Below are 23,107 nucleotides of genomic sequence, written 5' to 3'. Positions count from 1 at the left end.
TAATTATGAAAATCTCTCTAAAAACACTCTTTAGGGGTGAGTTCTCCTTGAACAAAGGAGGATTGAAGATGGGACGAACTACCATTCTTGCAGCACTGCTGCTGAGCAGTAGTTTAGTGTCGGGACAAATTACGATCCCTCGGAAAACGATGTCGCTGCAACAGGCACTTTTCCAAATCCGACATCAGTCGGGCTATGACTTATTCTTCGATGCAGATATGATCAATCAATATCCGAGAATATCCATCGAACTGAAAGATGTGCCTGTAGATAAGGCTGTCGAATCCGTATTACAGAATCTGCCGCTTGACTATCAGATCAAAAACAAAACCATTAGTATTCTTCCCAAAAAGAAGACGACTACAAACGAGAGAAACCAACAGCAGCAATCGACCAAAGGGGTAGTTGTCGATGCGCAGGGTAATCCGATATCAGGAGCGTCTATCCGACTGATTTCCGACCGTAAAAAAGCAACTTCCACAAACAGCGATGGTAGCTTTACGTTTCCTGGAAACATCCAAAACCAAGAGATTGAAGTATCCAATGTCGGGTATGAAACTAGAGTCATCAGGGTGCAAGGAAGCACGGTTCGCGTCGTTCTAGAATCAACCGACAATCGTGTGGAAGAGGTCGTTGTGACGGGTATTTCTGCTCGTAAAAAAGAAACCTTTACCGGAGCAAGTGCTTCATTCAATACCGAGGAGCTTAAGCAGGTTGGGAATACCAATGTTATTCAATCGCTAAAAGCATTAGATCCTTCTTTCCTATCCATGGAGAATAACTTAGCAGGTTCTAACCCAAATGCATTAGCAACCATCGAACTTCGTGGACAAACGAGTATTGCTACGGATGCATTGAGAGACGAGTTCTCGGAAGATCCCAATCAGCCCTTATTCATTTTAGATGGCTTCCCGACGACCTTGAGAACCATTACCGATATGGACATCAACCGCATCGCCTCAGTAACGATCCTTAAGGATGCTGCCTCTACCGCTATTTATGGTTCACGTGCATCCAACGGAGTTATTGTTATTGAAACAATAGCGCCAAAACCCGGCGAACTATTAATCAATTACAGTACAGACATCAACATAGATGCCCCCGATCTTCGCAGCTACAATATGATGAATGCTGCCGAAAAGGTTGAATTTGAAAGACTATCCGGGCGCTACACCATCCACCCGCGCCGTGATAAATACGAAACGCAAATCGAATTAGATGCGCTTTACGCCGAACGACTAAAGAACATTGCGAGAGGGGTTGATTCCTATTGGCTAAGCGATCCTGTGCAAACCGCCGTATCGCAACGCAACTCGCTTATGGTCAACGGTGGCGACGGATCGCTTACTTATGGTATCGGAGGAGATTACCGCAAGAATAACGGGGCGATGAAAGGTTCTTCGAGAGATACCTGGGGAACACGCTTAAACGTTGATTTCCGACATAAGAACTTCCGTGCAAGCAATATGCTTTATATTAATGGCTACAGCGCCCAAGAATCAAATTATGGAAGCTTCAGCAACTGGGTCAATACCAATCCCTACTACGAAAAAGCACCCAGCTCGCAGCCCTATTTAGCGATCGTGTCAAGCGGTTACAGCAGCGAAGTGGAATACATTAGCAACCCGCTTTATCTTTCCGAAATCGGGAGCTTTGACCGTACCAAAAACTACGCGATAACAAACAATACAAAGATACGCTGGGATATCAACAGTAATTGGACGCTTAACGGTGCCCTACAGATCTATAAAGACGATACCGAGCACAATGTATTTATATCGCCAAGACACACGCAATATCGTTTGATCAACGTGCTTGAAAAAGGTCGTTTAACGAATTCCGAAATGAGCCGCTTGAACTATACAGCAAATGCAAGTGTGGTTTACCATAAGGTTTTCGCTGGAAAACACAGCTTAAACGGACAGGTTCATGCAGAGGTATTCAACTCGAATGCTAATTCTGCAGGATTTATCGCTGTCGGGTTCCCTACGTTTAGTACGGGAGCAGCGAGATATGCTTACGGCTATCTTGAAAACTCCAGACCGCAATCTTCAGCAATCGTTGAGCGCCGGAATTCCCTGATCAGTACGTTCAACTACTCGTATGATAATAAATACAACGCCGACTTTACATTTTCCTACGACGGTTCTACCGCCTTCGGCGTAGATAATCTCTATTCGCCATTTTTCTCGGGTGGTTTATCCTGGAACCTTCACAAAGAACAGTTTTTTAATGACGTCGCGCCCGCTATCAACTTATTGCGACTTCGCGGTAACTACGGTCGCACCGGAAATCAAAACTTCACGAGCTATACGTCGATCACAACCTATGATTACGAATCTGGCTATAACTTCTGGGGTCAGGGTGTCAACGTTAGCTCCTTAGGGAATAAGAAACTAAAATGGCAGAATACCGAGACCATCTCATTAGGATTAGATTTCGCAGCATGGAATAGCCGATTGTCAGGATATGTGAATGCCTATAGAAAATTCACCGATCCTCTTGTTGTGGCAGTCGCACTTCCATCCTCAACTTCTTTATCACGTTATCCGATTAATGCTGGTAACCTGACGGTAGACGGTGTCGAAGTATATGCAAAGTATGCCCCTATTTACAAATTACAAGACCGTATCATTTGGACGATAGGCTTAATGGGATCGACATACAAACAAGAGTATAATGATTTCAATAGCATTCTTGAAAGTATGAACAGCAATCTGAGACAGAGCAAATCGCTTATCCAATATAGAGATGGCGGCGATCCGGCAGACATTTGGACCGTTCCTTCCTTAGGGATTGATCCTGCCACCGGAAACGAATTGTTCATGAAGAAAGATGGAACATATAGCTTTCAATACGATTATAATGATGCTGTAGTCGTTGGAAATAGCAGACCTAAATTACAGGGGGTATTCACCTCAAACTTAGTTTATAAGGGCTTCTCGGCAAATGTCATTGTCCGCTATCTGTATAATCAAGATGTGTTTAACTCGGCTCTATACAACAAGGTGGAGAATATCAGCATGCAGCAGCTTTTAAATTCCAATCAGGATAAGCGCGCGCTTTATGATCGTTGGAAGCAAGTTGGCGACGTCAGCTCTTACAAACGCATCAATTTGATTGACTTAGGTGGTGAATACAGCGATCTAGATAGCCACCCGGAATCTACGCCTATGTCATCAAGATTTGTGCAACAGGAAAACAGGTTGGCAATCGAATCCATTAGCTTGGGTTACGACATCAGAAACACCAGCTGGTTGAACAAAATCCGCATGAGCAATTTAAAAATAACGGGATACATGAACGATATAGGCTATTTCTCTACGGTTAAGCGTGAGCGAGGTATAGACTATCCTTATACACGTTCATTCTCCTTGAGTTTAACAGCAAATATTAAATAAGCCATGAAAAGAATTTCAATCTATATATTAGCATCCATCCTATTCTGCACAACGTCTTGTAGCAAATGGCTGGAAGTAGCGCCAGAAGATCGCTTTACCGAAGATCAGATCTTTGAAACCGAAGTAGGCTTCGACGAAGCGATGAATGGACTTTATTTGGGTTTGGCAAAAGACAACCTATACGGTGATAAAATGACCCTAACAACGGTAGAGCTTTTAGCAAACCGCTTCCATGTATTGGAATCAAGCTCACCTTACATGAGCCTATGTACTTGGAACTACAATGCAACCTATTCGCTCGAGTCATTCTCCAATATCTGGAGCCAGGCCTATACGAGTATCGGCAATGCAAACAATCTGCTTGCAGCACTTGACAAACAAGGTACTACAGTTTTACCAGATGCAAAAAGAACACGTCTAAAAGGCGAAGCATTAGCAATTCGAGCCTATGTACATCTTGATTTACTCCGTTTGTTCGGCCCGGTTTACAATAGTGTAGATTCTACGAAAAATGCGATTCCATACTATACACAATTGAGTCCTGAAATCGAAACGATACTTCCGGCAAATCAAGCGATGAATTTGATATTGAAAGATATCAATCAAGCGTTGGATTACCTAAAAGACGATAATTCCGCTGAAGTAGGCTATAACAACTATAATAATTTTCGATTTAATTATGTAGCGGCTATGGCTTTGAAAACAAGAGCGCTATTATGGAGAAATAATAAGGAGGAGGCATTTAAGCTAGCTAATGAAACCATCGCTTTGACCGACAACTTTACTTGGGTGACGATCGATCAAGCGAAGAACCCTAGGAATCCAGATAGGATATTTGTGAATGAGATGCTATTCGGAGTTTGCAATGATCGTTTATATTTAAACTACGATAAATACTTTTCATTCGAATTAGAGCCTAAGTCTATCCTTTCATCGGGATCTGCAACGTTTATTGAAAACATTTATGAAAAGTCCAGCAATGACTATCGATTTGAAACGCAGTGGAAGATTCCTTCTTACGGCGTAGCCTATCCTACTTTTTTCAAATTCGCGGACATTACCAATAAGGATGGAAACTATAGACAGCGCTTCACGATTCCATTGATTCGCAAAAGTGAACTATTCTACATTGCTGCCGAGACCGCACCTAACACTGCGGATGGATTGGTATTTCTTAATAAAATCAGAAACCAACGCGGCCTTAGTTCTTTAGCTTCAGCATCTCAGATCAGCAATGAAATCTACAAGGAATATCTCAAAGAATTCTATGGTGAGGGTCAAGTATGGTATTATTATAAGCGCAATAGAATTTCGGCAATTGTTTCTCCAAATGGGGACAAGACCTCGGCGATCCCATCCAATGCATGGGTAGTTCCTCTTCCATTAAACGAAACTGATAACCGCTAAAAAGACACATGAAAATGAATACTTTAAAAATAAAACTATTCTTTGCGAGTCTTTTTCTCCTCGCATTATCGGCTTGTAACGAAGATAAGCTCGACCTATATGACCAAGAAGCAACGGGAAGCAGCATTTACTTCTATACACCCTATGCTACTGCCAATCAATCCGTGCCTACGACACAGCATAAATTTTCCTTTGCTTTTGAACAATTAGAAGTAAAAGAAAAAACGATAGACATTCCTGTTCGGATCACGGGTATTCCACAAAGTACGGATCGGGAATTCTCGATTAAATTCGACCCCAATTCAACATTAAAAGAGGGAACCCACTTTGTATTGGAAAATGATAAACTGTTTGTACCAGCCGATTCTATCAAGTCAAGCGTGTCCATTAAATTGATTCGCACGGCAGATCTGCAGACGGAACCCTTGGAATTGCGAATGAAACTTGTGAAGTCCGCAGACTTTAACACCTACTTCAGAGAGCAATTTAATATCGCAAAAACCAAAGCTACTTCTGTTTTAGATTTTAGCTTAGTCGTTGATGATATCTTCGGTGCGCCATATGCGTGGATTCAATATAGCTCACGTTTTGAACCGGCATTAGGGAAATATTCTAAAGAGAAGTTCAACTTATTATTGGAAATATTTGATCTGGATGTCGAGCTATTTACCGACCCTACCGTAAATCCAAATACTGCTTTCGGAATTAGCACAATGACCTATTGGAAAAACTATTTCAAATACTGGTTACTGAAAGAAAAAGAGGCAGGTCGCATTCATGTTGATGGAAACGGAGACCCTATTACAATTCCAAACTAATGTTCAACAAAACCATGAAGTTAAGATATTTAAAATATAGCATATATGTCCTTTGTGCACTTGTCATGATTGCCTGCACAAAAGACAAAGGTAATTACGATTACAAAGACATCAACTCGGTCGAAATTAATGGAATTGAAGACCATTATTTAATCGAGTTCGGAAGTACGCCCAATATCAACCCTACTTTAGAATTCTCCAAAGACCCGAATTTTAAAGAAGAAAACTACAGCTTCGAATGGATTAGCTTCAATCATGGTGAAGTGCAGCTTAGCACGGCCAGAAAGCTTTTGCATACGGGTAAAAACTTTGATATTCCATTGGCGTTAAGTCTCGGAAAATACACTTTGTACTACCGCGTAAAGGAAAAGTCAACAGGCATTCTTTGGACCGGGAAATTTGAGATTGAGGTTACAGGATCGATCAAAGGCGGTTGGGCAGTTTTATCGGAGGTTGACAACAATTCGCAATTAGACTACTTTGAGTATGATTTAGAAACAAATAGTCACCCGAAAGAATATAGAGACTTTGCCTCTTACTTTATCGATTCAGAAACGGGAGCACAACTTACACTGGAAGGTAAACCAAAGTTTATCGAAGGATGGGCAAATACAACAGCAGCAACAGGAACAAACAGATACTTGCTTTATGTAGGAACAGACAAGAAAACGGAGAAAATTAACGTCACTGCAGGGTTTCAATGGAGCGAGCGATTCAACTTCAGCTTCGAGACCCTGAACAATATGGAATTGCCGCGCCTAGACAGAATATATCCGATTGCAACCAGTCAGGGATACGGAATGTACAACGGTGTTTTGCACAAACGTGTAAACATCGCAAACATCAACTTCGGTAATCCCGCCAATCTTTTGAATGGTGAACTGGTTGAACTTGCTCCGTTTATTGCTGTGAACAGAATGCAAATTACTGGGAATGTTGCTTTAGTGTATGACAAAAAGAATCAACGCTTTTTAAGATGCACTGCTAACAACACCGCGCTAACCGGATCCTTATCGATGGCTGGCGCTGCTTTCAATCCAAACGCAGTCGGAATGGACTTGGTTTGGATGGGCAGCACCAACATCAATAATGGATCCGCCTATGCGGTATTGACCAAAGATGGAAAATTTCATCTTGCAAGGACGACTAATAATATCACGACGTTTGAAGCGAGATATCTTGATGATATTTCTTCCCTACCGGGTATTGCACAAGCAAAACACTTTGAAATCGATCAGATTTACGGATACCTTCAATATGCTGTTGGAGGAAAGCTCTACCAATATGATGTTGACACCAAAGAGACCAAATTGATGAAAGACTTTGGCAATCGCGAGATAACTATGTTAACGCATAATAAAGGAAACTACGTGACTTACACTACTGCAATTAATCCTGCACAAGTGGATAAAGCTGGACGCCGTTTTCTACCGGTTATCAAAGCCCTTATCGTAGCGACCTATGATCCTACCAATCCTAAAACATCCGGACAGGTAGACTTCTTTGAAGCGCCACAATTTAATATGGAATACACGACTTATTACAGTTTCTCGGGCTTAGGTAAAGTCCAAGATGTGGCATGTGTTGAATTTCCGACTGGTTATTAAAAATGATATGATCATGAAAAAGAACTTTATATATTTTTTATTTCTTTTAGCGCTAATTTCCTGTAAGGATAGTTCCTTCGATAGGATTATCCCTGAGGATGACGATGAGTTCCCTGCGCCGGCTCCGCCTCCAACCCCGCTTCCTTATCCCCTAGATAGTGCTTTCCAACTAAAAAGCATAACATCGGCCGAGGCAGAGCGGATTCGATTGAATCAGAACTTCACAAGCAGCGATTTCATTCCGACAGGATGGTTCGCGGAAGAAGGCAGCGATCTGGTAGTGAATCTAAAAAGATTGAGTGGTGATTACTACCCGGTATTGATTATTGGAACTTACAACAGAACTGCCAACCCGGATGCCGATGTTAAAACTTATACATTGACGCCAGGGAACAATAGCATCAAAGTTGAAAAATCGGGACTAGTCTACATCCGCTATAATGGCGAGCTAGATAAAAATGAATCCATTGTGAAATTTGTATCCGGTGTTAAACCCGCTCCATTTTACCGCGCCGGAAAAACAAGTAAAGAAGATTGGAAAGGGATGTTGAATAGCTATACAAGCAGCCCGGACGCGGTGCTATTTGGCGGCAAGATGATTATTGTGGTTAGCAGACGAACAGCGTTAGACAATATTGCTGAGGATCAGGAACTGTTATTAAAAACTGCGAACAACATTTGGGAATGGGAAGAAGATTTTGCAGGTCTAGATAATTCATCAGCATTGCACACGAGAAATCTACACAACCATTTAATGACCGAGTCAAACAACCCGGAATATTATATGGCTGCATTCCACTATGGAACCTTCTATAACGCGAGCTTTGCGGCCCACATGCTTGTCAAACCGAAAGATATCAATTCTTGGGGGCCATGGCATGAGATAGGCCACCATCATCAGCAAGCATCCTACCTATGGACGGATCTGATGGAAGTAACGGTGAACCTTTATAGTCTTTACGTACAGGAAAAGCTAGGTCGCGAACCTGAATTAAAAGCTAGAGGTACCTGGCCGTCGGTGGTTAGCTATCTGGCATTACCTACCCCAAGTAAAAACTTCGACGGAATTGAAGACCCATTTGTCAAATTAGCGATGTTCAGACAACTGTGGCTTGCATTTGGATCTGATTTCTACACGCAGTTGCACAAGGAAACACGGGAAAAGAAATTGGCGAATGGAGCAACTGATCTGCAGAAGAAGGAGTTTTTTATGTTGAGAGCATGCGAAATAAGTGGCAGAAACTTAACGAATTTCTTCCAAAAATGGGGAATGACCGGTGTATCGACCGTTTATCCAAAAATTACTGCTTTAGGGCTGCCTATTCCTACTTCAGATTTAACAAAACTTCAAGATTAAGGCTATGAAAAATATCATCATAACGGCTATCATCAGCTTTTTCGCAAGTACGGTCCTCGCTCAGGAGCCCATGATCATCAATGGAACGACGACCGACGAATTCTATCAAGAAGTCGTGCTGTTCGAAGTAGTTAATGGACGAACAGAACCGATCGCGCAATCCAAAGTCGTGAATGGAAAATTTGCATTCAAGTTTTTCCCGACCTACGAAGGCTTTTATCTATTGGGGTCTACTCAAACTCAGAACAACGCTGCCAGACATATCATTTATGGTAAGGAGAAGGAAGTTCTAAATATTGCTATTGGCGGCAAGAGCTACCAATTGAACGGGAAGAATTCGGCGGATAATAAAGATCTGGAAAAGTTTCAATCCATGTTGAGCGATATGAAAGAAGGCATTCGTTTAGGCGGCCCTATGACCTATGTGGAGTTCTACCCTATCGTTGAGAAGTTGGCACCACAAATTGCCCCTTTCAAAACCACATCGAAGAATCAAACGTTCTTAAGCAACTTTGAAATACTGAAGGATTATCTCTTCCACTATTATGCGCTGCAGTTCCAATACCTGCCGAAAAGAGCTCATCCGGATGCTGAAGAGATTATCAGTTTGTACAAGGAACTAGATCATACGAAATATCTAAATGAAAATTTATTGATCCTTCCTTTTGGAGATAGCTTTTTGATGAGCTTGGTGATTGATGCAGGACAGCAAAAGAAATACAGCATTAAACAAGGCGAAAATAAAGCACAAAACGCAATCGATTTTATCCCGGATCCGACAATTAAAGGGCAGTATATTGTTCTGTTATCAAATAACTTCAAATCTTATGACGTTTATTTAAGATTGGTAGAACCAAACCGAAAGTATCTAACCCTTGCCGATCAGGAAAAACGATTGAATTCGAAGTTAGTTAAGCTGGCGGATTCAAAACCGGGAGATGACTTTATCGACTTTACATTTCCAGACATAGCGGGAAAACAGTATAGCAAGAAGTCTTTGCTGGGAAATATCATCGTTATTGATTTCTGGGCAACCTGGTGTGGCCCTTGTAAACATGAAGAACCATTCTATGAAAAGCTAGCGGAAAACTACAGAAATCAAAACGTGAAGTTCATAGCTATTTCGACAGATAAGGACAAAGCTGCATGGGAAAAATACGTTAAAGGGAAAGAAGGTGATTTAGATATCATCCATTTGCATGCAAGCAATAAGAATATTCTTTCCGAGGCTTATCAGATCAATACCATTCCGCGTTATATGGTCATCGATGCCAATGGAAAGATTGTAACGACCAATTCTCCTAGGCCTTCGAATGTAGAATTGAAAAATTTGATCGATAAATTGGTGAAATAGTAGATTAAACTTCTTTCCAACTATGAAATAATGGCAGGTTAAAATTAATTAACCTGCCATTTTTACATCTAGGAAGTTTCAAAAACCAAAGGGCATCCGTTTTGTTAAACTGTTAGAAACAACAAATAATCGAAAACTACATATGAACTTTAATAATTATACAATCAAGGCTCAAGAAGCCATACAAAAAGCATCGGAGATTGCCGTTGGAAATCAACAGCAGGCAATCGAACCGGCGCATATACTTAAAGCCCTCTTAACGGTTGATGAAAACGTGGTTGGCCATTTGCTGAAAAAGCTAAACGTGAATATCAATTACATCACCACGGAGGTTGACAAACAGATTGAAGCATTGCCTAAAGTGAGCGGTAGCAACGTGTATTTAAGCAATTCTTCGGCTGCCGTTCTGCAAAAAGCACAAAGCTATCTGAAGGAATTCAATGACGAATTTGTATCCATTGAACAAATCCTTTTAGCCCTTTTATCAGCAAACGACAAGGTTTCTAGTCTTCTAAAAGATCAAGGGGTTACCGAGAAAGACCTTAAAACAGCGATCAAGGAACTTCGCGGCAATAGTCGAGTAACCGATCAGAATGCCGAGGCAACTTATAATGCACTGGGAAAATATGCAAGAAACTTAAATGAGTTTGCGGAGTCTGGCAAGCTAGACCCGGTAATCGGTCGCGATGAGGAGATTCGTCGAGTTATGCAAATCCTATCCCGTCGTACCAAGAACAACCCGATTTTAGTGGGTGAGCCTGGTGTGGGTAAAACAGCAATTGCTGAAGGTATAGCACATCGTATCATCAAAGGCGATGCACCGGAAAACTTAAAATCGAAAACCGTATTTTCATTAGATATGGGAGCCCTTATCGCGGGCGCAAAATATAAAGGCGAGTTCGAAGAACGCTTGAAAGCGGTCGTGAAAGAAGTATCCGATAGCGATGGAGAGATTATCCTCTTTATCGATGAGATCCATACGCTGGTTGGTGCTGGCGGTGGTGAAGGCGCTATGGATGCGGCGAACATCTTAAAACCGGCTTTAGCGCGCGGCGAGCTTCGTGCGATCGGTGCCACTACCCTCAACGAGTATCAAAAATACTTTGAAAAAGATAAGGCTTTGGAACGTCGTTTCCAAAAGGTCATGGTCGATGAACCGGATACACAAGATGCGATTTCCATCCTACGCGGATTGAAAGAACGCTATGAAACACACCACAAAGTAAGAATACTCGATGAATCCATTATCGCTGCTGTAGAGCTATCACAGCGCTACATCACCGATAGATTCCTACCGGATAAGGCGATTGACTTAATTGATGAGGCTGCATCTAAACTACGCTTAGAAATGGACTCTGTTCCTGAAGCAGTCGATGAGCTAGAGCGTCGCATCATGCAACTGGAAATTGAGCGCGAAGCCATCAAAAGAGAGAACGATGAGCGCAAAGTTTCTGAGCTATCTGAAACTATCGCTAATCTTTCCAACGAGCGAGACTCATTGAAGGCAGCATGGCAATCAGAGAAAACATTGGTTGATCAAGTCAACCAAGAGATTCAGAATATTGAAGATTACAAACTGGAAGCAGAACAAGCGGAACGTGCAGGTGACTATGGCAAGGTTGCGGAACTGCGCTACGGAAAGATAAAGGAAGCCCAGGACAAAGTAGAAACCCTGAAGCAAGAGCTTTCGGAAAAACAACAAAGCAGCCGCATGCTGAAGGAAGAAGTGACTTCCGAAGATATTGCTGACGTGGTATCTCGATGGACAGGTATTCCTGTGAGCAAGATGGTGCAGTCGGAACGTGAAAAGCTGTTGAATCTAGAGGAGGAATTGCATAAACGCGTAGCAGGACAAGAAGAGGCTATCGAAGCCATTGCGGACGCTATCCGCCGCTCTCGCGCGGGCTTGAGTGATGCAAAACGTCCGATCGGTTCCTTTATATTCTTAGGTACGACAGGGGTTGGTAAGACGGAGTTAGCGAAAGCGTTGGCGGAATTCTTATTCGATGATGAGCAAGCGCTCGTACGTATCGATATGTCGGAGTATCAGGAACGCCACGCTGTATCTAGATTAATCGGAGCGCCTCCAGGATACGTTGGCTACGATGAAGGCGGCCAGTTAACGGAAGCAGTACGTCGCAGACCCTATTCTGTTGTCCTTTTAGATGAAATCGAGAAAGCACATCCTGATGTATTCAACATCTTATTACAAGTGTTGGACGATGGCCACTTAACAGACAATAAAGGTCGCGTGGTAAACTTTAAGAACACGATCATTATCATGACCTCTAACACCGGTTCGCATATCATTCAAGAGAACTTCTCGAAGATGACAGACAGCAACCGCGACGAGGTAGTCGGTAAGACCAAAGACGAGGTATTTGAATTGCTTCAAAAATCCATCCGTCCGGAGTTCTTAAACCGTATCGATGAGGTAATCATGTTTACACCATTGAGCCGCGATGAAATCGGCGATATCGTACGCATGCAGTTTGGAAGAGTCGAAAAGCAATTAGCCGAACAAAACATCTTCCTATCCGCTACAGACGACGCACTAGATTGGTTAGCACAATTAGGATACGACCCAGTTTATGGAGCACGCCCATTGAAACGAGTTATCCAAAAACGCGTCCTCAACGAGCTTTCCAAAGAGATCCTCTCCGGAAAAGTAAGTCGAGACTCCGTGATACAATTGGATGTCTTTGACGGGAAATTTGTATTTCTAAATAAGTAGTTAGTATTTCCTCTATAAATACTAATCGAACAAGCCTTTAAAGATCATCTAAAGGCTTGTTTCTATTTGATTAGGCATAGTCTTGCTTTACCAGGCATTTGCCTAGTCCGCTTTTAAATAATAATAATTTCCTCTACGAGCTTTTAGCTCACACGCAATTTCTTGCCAGAAAGTTCCTTATTATGCCAGTTTAGAAATCGGGGTATAGTCCACCATAAATACTAGGGCCTTGGTACTTTCCTTTAAAAGGCCTGCTAGATTGCTTGGGCAAAATAGGGTTCCTTTTTGGCTAATATGTTCCAAATTATCACCAACAGCTTTCTAGCATTTGCTATAAGCGCTTTGTTGTGGTGCATTCTTTTTCTGAATCGTTGATATCGCGCCATAAAAGCGCTTCCCTTTGTTCTGGATGCTCCCCAAGCACATTGTACGAGCATCAAGCGAAGATATTTATTTCCGTGTAGGGTCTTTCTTCCTTTAATCTTACCCGCACTTTGGTCGTTCCGCGGTCTAAGACCGGTCCAGCCTACTAAGGCTGTTGCCGATGTAAAGAATTTCATGTCCGTCCCTATTTCAGAAATGATACAGGCAGCTGCGTGCTCTTTCACTCCAGGTATGGTCACCAATAGTTCCATTTGAAGATTGAAATGCTGATAGCATAGCTTCAGTAACTCTTTCTTGCAGAATTCGAGCTGATCATGGTGGAAATTGATATCCTCCACGATCATCCTCAATATCTCGATGTCTACTGAAGTGAATGTTCCTGTAAGCGAAGCTCGGATCGTTTCCGCGCCGCTTTTCCTAACAATCCGAGCATGGACCAAGCTCAATAAATAATCCGGGTTCAAATGATTCTTAGCGATAGCCTGAACAACTTTCTTCATGGACTTGCAGCCGATATCAGAGACGTAATTACTCAAACGGATGTTGCATCTTTGAAGCATCTCATCCATTTCCTGTTCACTGCGACGCAATTGTTTGTTGAGCTTGGTAATCTTACGGTTGTAAAGCCGCAATTGTTGGATGATGCTAGGAGGAACAAAGCTCCCTTTAATCAGATCCTTCATCAAAACCGTAGCGATCCACTCGGCATCCTTGACATCGGACTTCCTTCCAGGAACCTGCTTGATGAACAGTGGATTGACCAATTTAACATCAAAATCCGATTCTAGAATATTCCATAACGGGTACCAATAGATACTGGTGCTCTCCATGGCAACAAGTCCGACACCATGATCAACAAGCGTGTCAAGAAGCCGTTCAAGGTCAGGGGTTAAAGTCTTAAAAACCTCTTCATACTTTTCGTTGTTTTCACTTAGAATGCACATAAAAACACTATCTTTATGTACATCAAGACCACAAAATTTTTCCATAATTATGTTCTATAATTAATACTATAATGGAAACAAAGTTGTGGTCTTCTTGATTTTTATTCCACGCAGTTATAATTCTACAAATTCATATATCAGTTTAGTAGTTAGTAATTAGACCTAGGGCGGCTATAGACATTAGACCCGATCCTGCCCATCCTTAAATCCTTGCTTTCCTGGTTCAGAAACAACGTTATAGTTTTGAACCGGAAAGGAAGGATGAAAGGATGGACAGGATTCTTTGTTTGCTGTAGAAAATGGAGAAAATATTGACCGCCTTAGGTCTTGATACTAAATACTAACTACTAGATACTAAAAAAGATGGCGACTATCTCTAGCCGCCATACTCTTATGTCTAATTTCTAATGTCTAATATCTATATCCGCAATAGGTCTAACTACTAAGTACTAACTACTAAATACTATCCGAAAAGACATACCTAATCTCTTCTCTCAGATTATATTTGGAGGCCATTACTTCACCGTAGGCACCTGCCGTGCGTATAGCGATTAGATCTCCTCTTTGGGATACTGGTAGTGTCACTTCCTTGCCGAAGCAGTCAGAGCTCTCGCAAATAGGACCTACGACATCGTAGTTTAGTTCGCTAGTTTCTGTTGCTAGGCCGAGGCGTTCGATCTTATGATAAGCCTGGTATAGTGCGGGGCGCATCAGTTCGGTCATTCCGGCATCTAGAATTAGGAAATTTTTCTTTACGCCGCTTTTGCTATAGAGTACGCGACTAACCAAAGTTCCTGACTGCGCTACTAAAGCGCGTCCTAATTCGAAGTGCACTTCTTGCTGCGGCGTGCGTTCTAAGAACTTATCGAACACGTCGAAATATGCTTCGAAATCAGGATACGGGTTCTCATCAGGATGATGATAATCCACTCCTAGTCCACCTCCAACATTCAATATCTTGATGGTTGTTCCGCGTTCTTCAAACCACTTCTTCCACTCATTTACTTTTACGCAAAGGCTCTTGAACACATTCATATCCGTGATTTGTGAACCCACATGGAAGTGGAGTCCTACTAAATCAACGTTTTTACAATCTCTAAGCACAGAAGCAGCCTGCTCTAGCTCTGAATTTGGAACACCGAATTTATTCTCATCCAATCCCGTAGTAATGTAGTGATGCGTATGTGCATCTACATTTGGGTTTATCCTTAAGGAAACATTCGCGCGCTCGCCCAATTCAGCAGCCAGCTCGTCGATTACCTGAAGCTCTTCGATAGACTCTACATTAAATGCAAAAATCTGATGCTTTAGTGCCATCTTGATTTCCTTGTCCGACTTCCCTACTCCTGCGAATGTAATCTTATCGGCCGGAAAGCCCATATCAATCGACTTCTGAACCTCATTGCCTGATACACAGTCTGCACCAAAACCTACGGCTTGAATCGCCGAAAGCACCTTATCATTAAAGTTAGCTTTTAACGCATAGTGAATGTGGAAGCCTCGCTTATCAGCGGCAATTTTTGCAGCCTGCAAGGTGCGATCCAGAAGCTCTAAATCATAATAATAGAATGGAGTTTCAAATTGCGATAAACGGTCTAGGCTAATTTTATTTATTTGCATTTTCTATTTATTAAAACAATCTATTGTGTAAAGAACGTAAAGCCTCGGTTTTATGCTCTGAATTCAATAGAATCGACACATTATAATCTGAACCACCATATGAAATCATACGCACAGGAAGATGCTTAACCGCGTCTAATACGCGAGCCGCATAACCGTGGGTATTGGCGCCGAAGTCGCCTACGATACAAACGATCGTTTGATCTCTATCGACGCTTACTGTTCCGAAGTCTTCCACCTCGCGGATGATATCCTCTAAATTGCGGGTATCATCAATTGATAGAGAAACTGCGACTTCCGATGTCGTGATCATATCGATCGGTGTCTTATAGCGTTCAAATATTTCAAATATCTTACGTAAGAATCCATAAGCTAACAACATGCGCGATGAATGAATATGGATTGCAGTAATTTCATCTTTTGCAGCAATAGCGCGGATAGCGCCTTTCTGTCCCCCGTCTTTTGAAATCAATGTGCCCGAAGCTTTCGGATCCATCGTGTTCAATAGGCGTACCGGTACATTATACTTTTGCGCTGGGAATACCGATTGTGGATGTAGGATTTTCGCTCCAAAATAAGCTAGCTCTGCGGCTTCGTCGAAACTTAAATTGGCAATCGGCGTTGTTCCTTTTACTACGCGCGGATCGTTATTGTGCATCCCATCGATATCGGTCCAAATCTGGACTTCATCAGCTTGGATGGCTGCACCAATAAGCGATGCCGTATAGTCAGATCCCCCACGGCGCAGGTTATCAATTTCGCCAAAAGCATTTCGGCAAATATATCCTTGCGTGATAAACAGCGTGTTCTCTGGATGGTTCGCTAAAATAGCACTCAACTTTTCATTGATGAATGGGATAACAGGCTCGTTGTCTTCATCGATTTTCATAAAGTCCAATGCCGGTAGCAACACTGATTTTATCCCGATTTCTTCCAAATGAAAATGCCACAAGGTCGTAGACAGCAATTCACCCTGCGCTAAAATAACTTTCTCTTCAACTGGCGTAAATAAGTCATTTGATAGCGAAGCAATTAAATTAAAATGATAATCGATTAATTCCTTACCGTTCTTATATCCGTTCTCTGTGCTGAAGAGTTCCTTTATTAACGATTCGTACTTATCCTTATGAGCAACGATCAACTGTTTGGCCTCGTCCTTCTTACCTGCAAGGTAAGCTTTTCCAATTTCAACCAATGCATTGGTGGTTCCAGCCACTGCTGAAAGCACGACGATCTGACGCTCCGATGGGTCTACGATATCAAGTAGACCTTTGATACGCTCAGCACTTCCTACGGATGTTCCTCCGAACTTAAGAATTTTCATATCTCTGTAATTTAACTTTGTTTTTTGCGGGTGTGAATATAAGGATTAATCGCATAAAAAAAGCGGCACAATCGCATTTAATAGCTTTTGTGCCGCATATCATTAATGCGGAACAATTACTTCTTCAGATTTTCTATTAATAATGTTGCAAGTTCCTCACCTATACGCTCCTGCGCTTCGTTGGTAGCAGCACCAATATGCGGCGTCAAGGAGATCTTCGGGTGGGTTAGAATTTCAGCACGAGGCGTAGGTTCATCATCATAAACATCTAAGCCTGCAAATGCAACTTTACCAGTGTTCAATGCATCCACTAATGCTAACTCATCAATAACGCCTCCACGTGATGCATTTACTAGACCTACTCCATCTTTCAAGATCTCAAATTCCTCTTTTCCAATAACCGGTTTGTCTGTAAATGGAACGTGTAAAGAAATAAAGTCAGACTCGCGCAAGACAGTCTCTATATCAGCCTGCTTTACAGGAACTTCAACTTGAATATCACCAGAAAGATTTAAGGTCAATGACATCGGCCCTTCGAATAAATCGGAATAGATTACATTCATTCCTAAGCCTAAACCGATTTTTGCCGTCTCGCGACCGATACGTCCAAATCCTACGACGCCTAAAGTCTTGCCTTGCAATTCGGAACCAGCACCATAAGCTTTCTTCAATGCGCCGAATTTAGTTGCTCCAGAAACCGGCATCTGACGATTCGAGTCGTATAAGAAACGAACGCCATTTAAAAGATGTGCAAAGACTAATTCAGCAACGGAATGCGAGGATGCTGCAGGTGTGTTGACAACCGTGATGCCTTTCGAGCGGGCATAATCCACGTCGATATTGTCCATACCTACTCCCCCACGACCTATCACTTTAATATTCGGGCAAAGGTCGATCAGCTCTTGTCTAAGTTTCGTTGCGCTACGAACTGTAACAGCATCATAGCTATTTAAGCGTGCTGCTAATTCCTCTTGTGGAATATGAACGGTATCCACTTCGAAGCCGGCAGCCTCTAATATTTGTTTACCGATAGGATCGATCCCATCGTTTGCTAAAATTCTCATTTAATTTCTTATTTATGCTTTTCTTCAAATTCTCTCATCGCATCAACCAAGGCGTTGATTGAGCTGATCGTTAATGCGTTATAAATAGACGCTCTGAATCCACCAACTGAACGGTGTCCTTTGATTCCGATCAATCCACGCTCTTTTGCGAGTTCTAAAAACTCAGCTTCTAAGTCAGGATTTTCCATAACGAATGTCACGTTCATGCGCGAGCGATCTTCCACGTTCGCTGTTCCTTTGAAGAATGGGTTACGGTCGATTTCATCGTAAAGCGTACGTGCTTTAATGATGTTTTCTTGTTCGATAACCTCTACTCCTCCTTTTGCTTTCAACCAGCGTAAGTTCAACATAGAAACGTAGATGGAGAATACAGGAGGCGTATTATACATAGATCCCGCTTTTGCGTGGGCCTCATATTCAAAAATTGTGGGGTTTGTACGTCCCGATTTACCGAAAAGTTCGTCTTTAATGATCACCAAAGTTACTCCAGCAGGCCCCATATTTTTTTGAGCACCGGCATAGATTAGATCAAATTCCGAGACATCGATTTTTCGGCTTAAGATATCCGAAGACATATCCACAACAACAGGAAGACTTGTTTTCGGAGTTTCGAAAACCTCCGTACCATAAATCGTGTTGTTGGATGTGAAATGGAAATAAGCAGCATCCGCTGGAATGCTATAATCCTTAGGAATGTAAGTGTAATTCTTATCGCTCGAGGAGGCAACAATTTCAACTTGTCCAAGTTTTTTTGCTTCTTTAGCGGCTTTGGTCGCCCAAACTCCAGTGTCTAAATACGCTGCTTTTCCTCCTTCTGGCAATAAGTTCATCGGAACCATTGCGAATTGCTGGCTTGCTCCTCCTTGTAAAAACAGAATGGAATATCCTTGCGGTACATTGAGCAACTCTCGAACTAATCGTTCGGTCTCAACGACAACCGCCTCAAACTCCTTCGAGCGGTGGGATACCTCTAAAATGGAAAGTCCAGTTCCATTAAAGTCCAACACTGCTTTTGAAGCTTCTTCAAAGACTTCCTTTGGTAGAATACAAGGGCCTGCTCCGAAATTGTGTTTCATTATTTTCTAGTAAAGTGTTTAAAATAAGGTTATTAAAACAGACTCAATCGTTTGCTTTAACTTTTGAATGCCCAAAGGTAAAATATTTTTAAAATTTTCTAAAACAAAAACCTTATTTGTTTAGAATATGACAATATTTATTAAAATTCAATGACATATTATCAGTGTTCTTCAAATAATTCCGATATTTTACAATCGGCAAAAACAACTAACATTTCACCCAAAATGTGGATATTTTTAACGGCCTTAAAAGTGGTTTTTGGCTGAAATTTTGTGTATATTCGCCAGCTATGTGTCTATATTTATAACAGGCACTTTTTTAGTTTTATCGAAACCACAAAATAATGGCTGAAGAAACAGAAAACGAAAACAACTTAGTACCTGCGGAAAACAGGATTGTCCCTATCAATATTGAAGATCAAATGAAAGCTGCCTACATCGATTACTCGATGTCGGTTATCGTTTCGCGTGCTCTTCCTGATGCACGTGATGGGCTGAAACCTGTACACCGCCGTGTATTGTATGGTATGTTGGACTTGGGGGTAACTAGCGGAAAACCATATAAGAAATCTGCTCGTATTGTTGGGGATGTTTTAGGTAAGTATCACCCACATGGTGACTTGTCGGTTTATGATACGATGGTCCGCATGGCTCAGAACTGGTCATTGCGCTATCCATTGGTTGACGGACAGGGTAACTACGGTTCTGTCGATGGGGATCCACCAGCAGCAATGCGTTATACCGAAGCTCGTCTTCGCAAGATCGCCGAAGAGCTGTTGGCAGATATCAACAAGGATACCGTCGATTTCCAATTGAACTTCGACGACTCTTTAACCGAGCCTACTGTTCTTCCAACTCGTATTCCTAATCTTTTGGTCAATGGATCTTCAGGTATCGCTGTAGGTATGGCGACCAATATGGCGCCACATAACCTAACAGAGGTTATCGATGGTACCATCGCATATATCGACAACCGTGAGATCGAAATCTCCGAGTTGATGACTTATGTCAAAGGGCCGGACTTCCCTACCGGTGGGTTAATCTACGGATACCACGGTGTGAGAGAGGCTTTTGAAACAGGTCGCGGTCGTGTGGTAATGCGTGCAAGAGCGGAAATCGAAACAACGAAATCTGGTAAAGAGGTTATTATCGTAACGGAGATTCCTTATCAGGTGAATAAATCAGATATGATCAAACGTACAGCTGATTTGATTCACGAAAAGAAAATTGAAGGTATCTCAGAGATTCGTGATGAGTCGACGAAAGAGATCCGTATTATCTATGAAATTAAAAGGGATGCCAATGCCAATGTGGTATTGAATAACCTTTATAAATATACTTCATTACAAACGTCATTCTCTGTAAACAACATTGCCCTAGTAAAAGGACGTCCAATGTTGATGAACTTGAAGGACATGATCCACGAGTTTGTGGAACACCGCCATGACGTTGTAATCAGACGTACGAAATTCGAGCTTGCTGAAGCTGAAAAACGTGCGCATATCTTAGAAGGTTATCTAATCGCATTAGATCACTTAGATGAAGTAATTAAGTTAATCCGTGCTTCGGATACTCCTGAAGACGCTCGCGTAGGCTTAATGGAACGCTTCGGCCTTTCGGATATTCAAGCTCGTGCGATCCTGGATATGACCTTACGCAGGTTGACTGGACTAGAGCGCGATAAGATTAAAGAAGAGTATGCGGAATTAATGAAAACTATTGAATACTTAAAAGAAGTATTGGCTGATGAAGGTCTTCGTATGAAGATCATTAAAGACGAGCTTCTTGAAGTTCAAGAGAAATATGGCGATGAACGTCGTTCGGAGATTGTTCACTCGGCAGAAGATATGCGTATGGAAGACTTCATCGATGATGAGGAAGTTGTCATTACGATATCTCATAACAGCTATGTTAAGCGTACTCCGCTTACTGAATACCGTCGTCAAGGTCGTGGTGGTAAAGGTGCAATTGGTTCCTCTACGCGCGACGAAGACTTTACGGAGCACATTATTACGGCTTCTGCTCACAACTACCTATTGTTGTTTACAGAAGCTGGTCGTTGTTTCTGGCTGCGTGCTTTCGAAATCCCTGAGGGAAGTAGAACTTCGAAAGGTAGAGCACTACAGAACATCATCAATATTCCAAAAGACGAGAAAATCAAGGCATACATCAATGTGAAGAACTTGAAAGATCAGGAGTATCTGGAGAATAACTTCATCATTATGTGTACTAAGAAAGGTACCATCAAGAAGACTTCTCTTGAAGCTTACTCACGTCCAAGAGCAAACGGTATCAACGCAATCAACATCAACGAAGGCGACCAGCTATTGGAAGCAACATTGACTTCGGGTACTAGCGAGATCGTTATGGCTTTACGTTCGGGACGTGCAATCCGCTTCAACGAAGAAACGGTTAGACCGATGGGTAGAACTGCAACTGGAGTACGCGGAATCACGCTTGCAAGTGAAACAGACGAGGTTGTTGGCATGATTAGTGTGAATGATCAAGAGACAACTGTATTAGTTGTTTCGGAAAAAGGATACGGAAAACGTACGGATATTGAAGACTACCGTATCACCAACCGCGGTGGTAAAGGTGTGAAAACAATCAACGTAACGGAAAAAACTGGTGAGTTGGTTGCTATTAAAGGCGTTACTGATGAGAACGACTTAATGATCATCAATAAATCAGGTATTGTTATCCGTATTGGCGTAGAATCACTTCGCGTAATGGGTCGTGCAACACAGGGTGTTCGATTGATCACCTTAAAGGACAATGACGAGATCGCATCGATCACTAAAGTTGACCACCAGGACGAAGAAGAAGAGACGCTAATTGAAGGTTCCGAAGAAAACACAACTGAAAACGATTCAAGTAGTGCTGAGAATGAAGAACAAGAATAATTTCATTATTTCATCCTTATCTGTGCTGTTAGCTTTATCAGCTAACAGTGCTTTTGCGCAATCGAACTATAAAGAGGCGAGCAATGCTTTTGCGTTATACACGCAGACCGGCGCGATCAAAAATCTTGAGAATGCGAAAAAGCAGTTAGATAATATCTACAAGACTGCTAAAGACTCCTCAAAAACACGCGTCAATGTATTGCGTGCAATGGTGATGAGTTCTATTGCCTACGCCGATTCTGCGAGAACAATCAAGACGGATAAAGACCCTATTGATTTAACGTATCAGACCTTAGGAAGAATTCGTGAGAAGGATCGCGAAGGCTATCCAGGCGAGATTAGTTATGTAAAACAAAACTTAGCTGCCGCGTTGATCAAACGTGCGAATAAGTCTTTGCAAGGTCAGAAGTACGATGCTGCATACAATGATTTCTTGAAAGTAGATGAGCTGAATGCAAATAATGAGGATGTGACCTACAATCTTGCTGTCTTAGCTAACAAAGCGGGTAAGTCTGAGGACGCTGTTAAATTCTACAAGAAGATTATTGAGAGTGGCAATGCTACGGAACAGCAATATTTAGAATTGGCAGCTCTTTACGATAAGCTAGGTGAAAGCCAGTTAAATCTAACGACCTTAGAAAATGCGCGTACGAAATACGGAGAAAATAAAGAAATCTTGTTTCAGTTGATTCAGGAATATGCATCTGTTAAAGCTTATGATGCCATTGTTCCAATTGCTGATCAAGCAATCAAGATGGAGCCGGATAACGTAGAGCTGAATTACCTTGCTGGCTATGCGAATGAAAATGCAAACAATATTCCGGCAGCAAAAGCGTTTTACGAAAAGGTGCTAGAACTGGATCCAAATAATTATGAATCTAATTTAGCATTAGGTTTAATCTACTTGAAAGACTTTTTGAGTGACACAGAGAATCATGAAGCGCAATACAATGCGCAGAACTTTCTGTTAAAAGCAAACGAAATCAAACCTTACGAGATCAACGCACTCAAATCATTAGCGATGTTCTATGAGAAAGCTGATGATGCGGAGCAGTTAGATCGTGTAAATTTACTTTTGAACCAACTTACAAATTAAGACAACACAAATAAAAAC

Annotated in this window: 14 protein-coding genes; 9 read left to right on the top strand and 5 right to left on the bottom strand. The window is 41.9% G+C overall.

The window, feature by feature from the left end; translation table 11 throughout:
- Window positions 1-5: 5 nt before the first annotated feature.
- From DSM08_RS08285 to clpB, 7 genes are all read left to right on the top strand, one after another.
- Entirely contained in the window at window positions 6-3,401 is a 3,396-nt protein-coding gene (locus DSM08_RS08285) for a SusC/RagA family TonB-linked outer membrane protein (RefSeq protein ID WP_149525722.1), read from the top strand.
- A 3-nt stretch (window positions 3,402-3,404) separates the two neighbouring features.
- Entirely contained in the window at window positions 3,405-4,808 is a 1,404-nt protein-coding gene (locus DSM08_RS08280; RefSeq protein ID WP_149525721.1) for a RagB/SusD family nutrient uptake outer membrane protein, read from the top strand.
- 14 nt (window positions 4,809-4,822) lie between these two features.
- Window positions 4,823-5,626, top strand: a complete 804-nt coding sequence (locus DSM08_RS08275; RefSeq protein ID WP_187774014.1) for a DUF4843 domain-containing protein — start codon at window positions 4,823-4,825, stop codon at window positions 5,624-5,626.
- 14 nt (window positions 5,627-5,640) lie between these two features.
- Window positions 5,641-7,233, top strand: coding sequence for a PKD-like family lipoprotein (locus DSM08_RS08270; RefSeq protein WP_187774013.1), 1,593 nt, complete (start codon window positions 5,641-5,643; stop codon window positions 7,231-7,233).
- 13 nt (window positions 7,234-7,246) lie between these two features.
- The gene (locus DSM08_RS08265) at window positions 7,247-8,590 is read left to right on the top strand and encodes a M60 family metallopeptidase (protein WP_187774012.1); all 1,344 of its coding nucleotides are present in this window, start codon (window positions 7,247-7,249) and stop codon (window positions 8,588-8,590) included.
- 4 nt (window positions 8,591-8,594) lie between these two features.
- Window positions 8,595-9,944: a TlpA family protein disulfide reductase gene (locus tag DSM08_RS08260; protein ID WP_149525717.1), complete on the top strand. Its 1,350-nt coding sequence runs from the start codon at window positions 8,595-8,597 to the stop codon at window positions 9,942-9,944.
- Window positions 9,945-10,086: 142 nt separating this feature from the next.
- A complete protein-coding gene (clpB, locus tag DSM08_RS08255; RefSeq protein ID WP_149525716.1) occupies window positions 10,087-12,678 on the top strand; it encodes an ATP-dependent chaperone ClpB in 2,592 nt (863 codons plus the stop codon).
- 254 nt (window positions 12,679-12,932) lie between these two features.
- Here the strand turns inward: clpB and DSM08_RS08250 are convergent, their stop codons facing one another.
- The 5 genes from DSM08_RS08250 to serC form a co-directional block, all read right to left on the bottom strand.
- On the bottom strand, window positions 12,933-14,051 hold the full coding sequence (locus DSM08_RS08250) for an IS110 family RNA-guided transposase (RefSeq protein WP_149525715.1): 1,119 nt from the start codon (window positions 14,049-14,051) through the stop codon (window positions 12,933-12,935).
- 411 nt (window positions 14,052-14,462) lie between these two features.
- Window positions 14,463-15,626 (bottom strand): diaminopimelate decarboxylase, encoded by a 1,164-nt coding sequence (gene lysA, locus DSM08_RS08245; RefSeq protein WP_149525714.1) that lies wholly within the window; start codon window positions 15,624-15,626, stop codon window positions 14,463-14,465.
- Between the two features lie 10 nt (window positions 15,627-15,636).
- On the bottom strand, window positions 15,637-16,950 hold the full coding sequence (locus DSM08_RS08240; RefSeq protein ID WP_149525713.1) for an aspartate kinase: 1,314 nt from the start codon (window positions 16,948-16,950) through the stop codon (window positions 15,637-15,639).
- A 116-nt stretch (window positions 16,951-17,066) separates the two neighbouring features.
- Window positions 17,067-18,014: a D-2-hydroxyacid dehydrogenase gene (locus DSM08_RS08235; protein ID WP_149525712.1), complete on the bottom strand. Its 948-nt coding sequence runs from the start codon at window positions 18,012-18,014 to the stop codon at window positions 17,067-17,069.
- Between the two features lie 8 nt (window positions 18,015-18,022).
- Window positions 18,023-19,090 carry a 3-phosphoserine/phosphohydroxythreonine transaminase gene (gene serC / locus DSM08_RS08230; protein ID WP_149525711.1) on the bottom strand — a complete coding sequence of 356 codons (1,068 nt, stop codon included), beginning with the start codon at window positions 19,088-19,090 and terminating at the stop codon, window positions 18,023-18,025.
- 344 nt (window positions 19,091-19,434) lie between these two features.
- On the opposite strand from serC, the gene gyrA reads away from it, so the two are divergent.
- Window positions 19,435-21,993: a DNA gyrase subunit A gene (gene gyrA / locus DSM08_RS08225; RefSeq protein ID WP_149525710.1), complete on the top strand. Its 2,559-nt coding sequence runs from the start codon at window positions 19,435-19,437 to the stop codon at window positions 21,991-21,993.
- A complete protein-coding gene (locus DSM08_RS08220; protein ID WP_149525709.1) occupies window positions 21,977-23,089 on the top strand; it encodes a tetratricopeptide repeat protein in 1,113 nt (370 codons plus the stop codon). The genes gyrA and DSM08_RS08220 overlap by 17 nt, the downstream gene beginning before the upstream one ends.
- The last annotated feature ends 18 nt before the right edge of the window (window positions 23,090-23,107 follow it).

The sequence above is a fragment of the Sphingobacterium hotanense genome (assembly GCF_008274825.1).
GTDB lineage: Bacteria > Bacteroidota > Bacteroidia > Sphingobacteriales > Sphingobacteriaceae > Sphingobacterium > Sphingobacterium hotanense.
The sequence above is the reverse complement of the archived record's forward strand: the minus strand, read 5'-3'. Positions and strand labels throughout refer to the sequence as shown.

Bases quoted from the DNA above. Each gene is read 5' to 3' on its own strand.
- DSM08_RS08285 (WP_149525722.1), top strand. From the start codon at position 6: ATGAAAATCTCTCTAAAAACACTCTTTAGGGGTGAGTTCTCCTTGAAC.
- DSM08_RS08280 (WP_149525721.1), top strand. From the start codon at position 3,405: ATGAAAAGAATTTCAATCTATATATTAGCATCCATCCTATTCTGCACA.
- DSM08_RS08275 (WP_187774014.1), top strand. From the start codon at position 4,823: ATGAATACTTTAAAAATAAAACTATTCTTTGCGAGTCTTTTTCTCCTC.
- DSM08_RS08270 (WP_187774013.1), top strand. From the start codon at position 5,641: ATGAAGTTAAGATATTTAAAATATAGCATATATGTCCTTTGTGCACTT.
- DSM08_RS08265 (WP_187774012.1), top strand. From the start codon at position 7,247: ATGAAAAAGAACTTTATATATTTTTTATTTCTTTTAGCGCTAATTTCC.
- DSM08_RS08260 (WP_149525717.1), top strand. From the start codon at position 8,595: ATGAAAAATATCATCATAACGGCTATCATCAGCTTTTTCGCAAGTACG.
- clpB (WP_149525716.1), top strand. From the start codon at position 10,087: ATGAACTTTAATAATTATACAATCAAGGCTCAAGAAGCCATACAAAAA.
- DSM08_RS08250 (WP_149525715.1), bottom strand. From the start codon at position 14,051: ATGGAAAAATTTTGTGGTCTTGATGTACATAAAGATAGTGTTTTTATG.
- lysA (WP_149525714.1), bottom strand. From the start codon at position 15,626: ATGCAAATAAATAAAATTAGCCTAGACCGTTTATCGCAATTTGAAACT.
- DSM08_RS08240 (WP_149525713.1), bottom strand. From the start codon at position 16,950: ATGAAAATTCTTAAGTTCGGAGGAACATCCGTAGGAAGTGCTGAGCGT.
- DSM08_RS08235 (WP_149525712.1), bottom strand. From the start codon at position 18,014: ATGAGAATTTTAGCAAACGATGGGATCGATCCTATCGGTAAACAAATA.
- serC (WP_149525711.1), bottom strand. From the start codon at position 19,090: ATGAAACACAATTTCGGAGCAGGCCCTTGTATTCTACCAAAGGAAGTC.
- gyrA (WP_149525710.1), top strand. From the start codon at position 19,435: ATGGCTGAAGAAACAGAAAACGAAAACAACTTAGTACCTGCGGAAAAC.
- DSM08_RS08220 (WP_149525709.1), top strand. From the start codon at position 21,977: ATGAAGAACAAGAATAATTTCATTATTTCATCCTTATCTGTGCTGTTA.